The 6069-nt window shown below is 47.6% G+C and carries 4 protein-coding genes; 2 read left to right on the forward strand and 2 right to left on the reverse strand.

The features are described 5' to 3' along the window. The first annotated feature begins 313 nt into the window (after nt 1-313). The gene (locus V6C93_RS25175) at nt 314-3298 is read left to right on the forward strand and encodes a PAS domain S-box protein (RefSeq protein ID WP_333479414.1); all 2985 of its coding nucleotides are present in this window, start codon (nt 314-316) and stop codon (nt 3296-3298) included. A 158-nt stretch (nt 3299-3456) separates the two neighbouring features. On the opposite strand, the gene V6C93_RS25180 is transcribed toward V6C93_RS25175, so the two are convergent. After that, nucleotides 3457-3786: a 2Fe-2S iron-sulfur cluster-binding protein gene (locus V6C93_RS25180; RefSeq protein WP_333479415.1), complete on the reverse strand. Its 330-nt coding sequence runs from the start codon at nt 3784-3786 to the stop codon at nt 3457-3459. Between the two features lie 229 nt (nt 3787-4015). Between V6C93_RS25180 and V6C93_RS25185 the strand changes: the two genes are divergently transcribed. Further along, on the forward strand, nt 4016-4849 hold the full coding sequence (locus tag V6C93_RS25185; RefSeq protein WP_333479416.1) for a pentapeptide repeat-containing protein: 834 nt from the start codon (nt 4016-4018) through the stop codon (nt 4847-4849). 13 nt (nt 4850-4862) lie between these two features. Here V6C93_RS25185 and V6C93_RS25190 read toward each other — a convergent pair whose 3' ends face one another. Next, on the reverse strand, nt 4863-5519 hold the full coding sequence (locus V6C93_RS25190; protein WP_333479417.1) for a triacylglycerol lipase: 657 nt from the start codon (nt 5517-5519) through the stop codon (nt 4863-4865). Between the last annotated feature and the right edge of the window lie 550 nt (nt 5520-6069).

Here is a 6069-nt window from a genome sequence, read left to right on the forward strand (position 1 = left end):
TTAAAGTAAATGTCATATAATTTTCAGTTCGTAGTGAGGACTTTAGTCCTCATTCTAAAGGCATAAATCCCTTACTAAAAGCAAAAAACCAGTTTTTTGTGACGCTTGTGTAAGTCCTAAAGCCCTAAAAATCACTCATTCTCATTTCAGGAGGTTTTACGAGCCGTGTCATCACTCTGAAGCTACAGATCATTCATGCTGACGCTCAAGACCAGGACAAATTTAGGAGCGCAGTCAATCCTCTAAATAGACTGTGATCATAGAGTTACTTTCTTTTGTGAGAATTACTCGTCTGCTACCGGGAGTCTGGACTATGCCAAGCCTGAAACGAACCTGGGTACAACGCTACGGTCTTGCGGTGCTAACAAGCCTGCTGGCTTTGTTACTCCGTTTTCTACTACAGCCGATTCTGGGGGGCGAGGCTCCTCTGTTAGCCTTTATTATGCCAGTCATGGTCAGCGCCTGGTATGGTGGCTTGAAGCCCGGTCTACTATCCACAGCTTTGAGTGCTTTGGTCGGCGTCTATTTCTTTTTGCCACCGTTCTTTTCTCTGAGCCTTCCCCGAGTGAGTGATATCCTTCGACTCTGCATCTTCTTGGTGGAGGGGATGCTGATTAGTTCCTTATGCGAGGCTCTAAGGAGTGCTAAGCTGCGAACTGAGGCGATCGCATTTTCCTTACAGGAAAGTGAGGAACGTTATCGCCTGCTAGTGGAAGGCGTGGAAGATTACGCCATTCTCATGCTAGACCCAGGAGGACGCATTAGTAGCTGGAATACGGGAGCAGAGCGCATTGAAGGCTATAAAGCCGCAGAAATTCAGGGTCGGCATTTCTCAATTCTTTTTCCACCAGAAGATCTTGAGCGCCACGCACCCGAACGAGAACTCCAAATCGCGACGGCAGAAGGTCATTTTGCAGGCGAAGGTTGGCGACGACGCAAAGATGGCTCACTGTTGTGGGCGAGTATTACCCTTACGGCACTACGAGATGAAGCTGGAAATTTGCGCGGTTTCTCCAATGTTACCCGCGATATCAGCGAGCGGAAACGAGTTGAGGAACAATTACAGAAGCTAGTCAAAGACTTATCAGACGTAAAATGGGCTCTAGACCGAGCGGCAATCCTGGCTGTAACTGATGCACAGGGAATTATCACGGATGTAAACGACAAATTTTGCCAAACCTCCAAATACTCCAGGGAAGAACTCATCGGGCAAACTCATCGCCTTGTCAATTCGGGGTATCATCCAAAAGAATTCTTTAGAAACCTCTGGTCAACCATTACTAAAGGTCGTGTCTGGCATGGAGAAATCAAGAATAGAGCAAAGGATAGAAGTTTCTACTGGGTAGATACCACAATTGTTCCGTTCCTGGATGACGCAGGGAAACCCTTTCAATATCTCGCGATTCGATTCGAGATTACCGCTCGCAAGAATGCAGAAGAGTTATTGGTGAGAGAAAAGCGTAGTAGCGATCTCGAACGCAAACGCCTGCATACTGTACTGGAATTACTCCCGGTGGGAGTTTTCATTTCTGATAGTACTGGGAAAATTCTGCAAACGAATTCCATGACTCGCACCATCTGGGGTGAAGACGCGCCACTACTGAATGAAATGAGTGAGTATCGGCAATACAAAGGCTGGTGGGTTGATACAGGCAAACCCATTGCTACCAATGAGTGGGCTTTAGTTCGTGCTCTCACCCAAGGGGAAGTTACTCTTGAACAAGAAATTGAAATCGAGGCGTTTGATGGGAGTCGAAAAACCATCCTCAATTCCGCCGTTCCCATTCGGGATGAAACGGGGGCTATAGCGAGTGGGGTGGTGGTGAATCTAGACATTACCAAGCGCAAACAGGCAGAGGAAGTATTGCGCCGTTTGACCCAACGCCTAGAAGCGTTACACGAAATTGACCGTGCAATCTTGAGGGCAGAGTCTTCGGCGGAGCTAGCTATTGCTGCTCTCTCACGCCTACGTGGTGTAATCCCCTGTCAGCAAGCAGCGATCGCCTTGTTCGACTTTGCAAGGAACGAAGCCCAACTCCTGGCAGGCAAGTTAGATTCGCGATCCCCCGGCGAAATCATAGCGCTGTCTAACCTGATGCCTAGTACCATGCCGCTACACCAAGGAACTGTTCGTTACGTAGAAGACCTTACCACTCTTGAGCCGCGTCCATTCCTGCTGGAACACCAACTCGCTGAAGGTAAGCGGAGTTGGCTGTCTGCTGCTTTGATGGTTGAAGGCGAATTGATGGGTCAGCTTGACTTGTTTGCCGCAGAAGTTGGGGCATTTACCTTGGAACATCAGGAAATTGCGTCTGAGGTTGCCAACCAGCTAGCTGTCGCCACTCAGCAAGCCCGTCTGCGGGAACAACTCCAGCGCTATGCTGCCGAACTTGAGCAACGGGTGCAAGAGCGCACGGCAGCACTGCAAGAAGCCAATGCCGAACTGGAAACGTTTGGCTATTCGGTTGCCCACGACTTGCGTGCGCCCCTACGAGCCATGCAAGGGTTTGGGGAAGCCCTGTTGGAGGACTACACTGACGTGTTAGATGAAATGGGGCAGACGATGATTACCCATCTGGTTGGTGCCGCACAACGGATGGATGGGTTGATTACCGATTTACTGGAGTATAGCCGTCTGAGTCGAACTGAAATTCAGATTCGTCCGCTCAATTTGTCTGCGATCGTAGCCGAGGTGCTGACTCAACTTCAGGGAGAGATTCAAGCGCGACAGGCAATTGTGACAGTAGAGCAACCCCTACCCGAAGTCATGGGTCATCGCGCTATCCTGGTTCAGGTGATTGCCAATCTGGTATCGAACGCCATTAAATTTGTGCCTCCGGATGTACAGCCAACAGTACGAATTTGGGCTGAAGAAACTGGAAGTGAGGAAGAAGGCAATAGGGCGTGTTTTCCAACTTCCCCGCCAGATTCAGATCCCCCCCAGCCCCCCTTAACAAGGGGGGAGAATTCAGTCAAAGTCCCCCTTTTTAAGGGGGATTTAGGGGGAACTCCGGGTTTGAAAACAGACCCTAGGGACGCTAAATCCCACTCCTCCACCAGGTATATACGTCTTTGGGTAGAAGACAATGGTATCGGCATTGAGGAAAAATACCAGCCACAAATCTTCCGAGTGTTCGAGCGATTGCATGGTGCCGACTCCTACCCTGGTAGCGGCATTGGATTAGCGATCGTTCGTAAAGGTATCGAACGTTTGGGGGGACAGGTTGGCCTAGAATCTCAGATTGGTCGAGGCAGTCGCTTTTGGCTAGAACTCCCACAAGTTCCTCCCATGTCCTAATTACCCGTTATCCCTATTTTGTTATTTCCGGGCAAGAATCATGATTTTTGTGGGGGCGCTAGCGGAGCGTCAGCCTTCTTACTGCTAGCTTGATACAAAGTGCCAAAAACTACTTCCCTACGCTATAGTTTTAACGAAGACGAAGCGATCGCGATCATTCAAAACGTCTGTTTAAAGTAGAGAGAGTCTTTATACAAAACTTGTTCTTGGTGTGTTTCTAACGTGCAATCCGACAAGGGGTAAGCAACACAGGTAACGGCGTACCCAGCGGTAATTTCAGATGGTTGAAGGAAATGTTGTTCGCTTTGCTCTACCTCTCCACTGATGATTTTGGCGATACATGATGAACAGGTTCCTTCTCGACACCCAGCCGGTAAACGAATACCCGCTTCCTCTGCTATGTCCAGGATGTACTGATCGTCGGGTACTGAGATGGTACGGTCAAGATTGAGAGCCTGGTTTACTAACCGGACTTGATAAACTGCCATCTGCTATAAAATCTAAGTCTTCAATCTACCTTTTGTAGAGTACCTCATCAGTGAGCCTGTACTTTGACCGAAGAATTTTTCTAGAAATCTTTAACTACTCCAGTCATACTCCACATAAATGGGGATAGTTTTTAAATTTTTAGATTTTCTTTCTTGACATTTTGAACGTTTTACTCGTTGCATGGTAGGCTATGCTACAGACAACCATAAATCACCCACCCTCGGATAGATGACAAATCACAGACATGTTGGCGTCCTCGCTCAAGGAGTAAATACATGGAACGCTTGGATGGGACAAAATAATCACTTAATTCCTGATCTCCGAGACGCCAACCTCAGGGAAGTCAACTTACGACATATCAACCTCTGTTCAGCAGATTTAACTGGAGCAAATTTATTTAACGCCAAGCTCTACGGAGCCGACCTTTGTGGAGCCAGCCTCAAAGGAGCCAACCTTTTTTTGGCAGATTTCTCAACAGCTGATCTCAGTAGAGCCGACCTCAGTGGAGCTGACCTCAGTGAGGCTAACTTTTTTGTAGCCATTCTCACTGAAGCCGACCTCAGTAAAACCAACCTTTGTGGTGCCAACCTCAAACAAGCCAGCCTCAAAGGAGCCAACCTCAGGGGTGCCAATCTCAGTGGTGCCGACCTGAGTAAAGCTAACCTCAGTGGTGCCAATCTCAGTGGTGCCAATCTCAGTGGTGCCAACCTGAGTAAAGCTAAGCTAAGTAATGCCAATCTCTGCGGAGCCAACCTCAGTAATGCCAATCTCTGCGGAGCCAACCTCAGTAATGCCAACCTCAGTGGTACCAACTTCAAGAAAGCCAACCTCAGTGGAGCCAGTTTGATAAGTACTAGCGCTTCAGGTACTAACTTTGAACAGACTAGACTCACGGGAGCCGAGATAGAAGCTTGGAAAATCAATAGTGACACCAACCTGGATAGTGTGATTTGTGAGTACGTTTATTTGAAGGCACACCGTCAAGAACGCCTCCCTAGTATGGGAAAGTTGGCACCGGGAGAGTTCATCAATTTATTCGCCAGAACACTGATAAACCGTTGAGTTAGCACCTGAGCTACAAACGTAGGGATTGCCGCGAGTTAGCTAACATCGGTTCCGAAAGCGCCGTCACTATCGCATTGAGACTTCGATCATCAGTCAACATCCAGGAATGGAGGCGAACAGGTACCGTAACCTCTTTTCCGACTCGCATCTGGGAACTATTCGACGGGACAATCATTAAATCGTAAGGCGTCCAAATCACGGTAAAGTTCAGGCGTCCCAGGATATCGATAGCATCCCGATTCAAATCCTGTAAAAATGCACTATCTGGACGCATCTGAACACAGCCAGGACGTCCAGAAAGGTAACCCGTTAAAGTGCCGTTGTTGGGAGCAGATATACTTACAAAGCGCTGCACTCGCTCAGCGCCCCCCAACCGTTGAATATAGTAGCGCGACACAATACCCCCCATGCTGAAGCCAACAATATCGATGGGTTGTTTGGGGTCAAATGTCTGAGCCACATAATCAGCCACTTGCTTTGCCAATAGGTCAAGACAGCAGTCCCCGTTGTTGGGTATCATGTTGAAGTTATGTACTGACCAGCCCAGTCGGCTCAGATAAGGAGCCATCTTGCTAAAGACAGCGATCGTGTCACTAATGCCGTGAATCAGTAATACAGGGTTGCGTCCGGGTTGTGTACACCGAGTGGAATCGCTCGCACCATTCATAGTTGCTCGAATAACTCATTTAATCCAAGCTTAGTCATGCTGTTGACCTATGACTCCGTTAATCTGGTACAGCTACCTCAGTGTCCTAGGTTTTTCCCGAAAGTATGAGATGATTGTAAATATAGATAAACGATGCTGTAAGCTTTCTCAACCGGAATGTGAACCTGTATACTAAGTAACATTAAAGTGTAAAGTTTTGCAAAGAAGCAGCCACCAACCTTGCACTGTGTCGCCGTAAAAATTCATAATTCAATCTGGCTGCAAATTTGGCGAAGCTTTATTCAAGAAGTAGCCACTGAGGATCGGCAGTCGTAATATATAGTCTTGTATCAAAGTTGGCAGAATTTTTTTCCATCTTTGGCAACTCACATAAATTCATCTAAAAACCCAGGAGTATCTGTAAATGTTTGATTTTATCAAAAACTTGTTCAGCGGAATCGCTGGATTTTTTAGCGGGCTTTTCGGTGGTAAAAAATCCAAAGACGGTGAGTCGGCTCCTAAGGCGAAAAAATCGAAAGGGTATTTCTTGGAGCTAGACGACAGCGGAAAC

Source organism: Allocoleopsis sp. (assembly GCF_036703385.1).
GTDB lineage: Bacteria > Cyanobacteriota > Cyanobacteriia > Cyanobacteriales > Coleofasciculaceae > Allocoleopsis.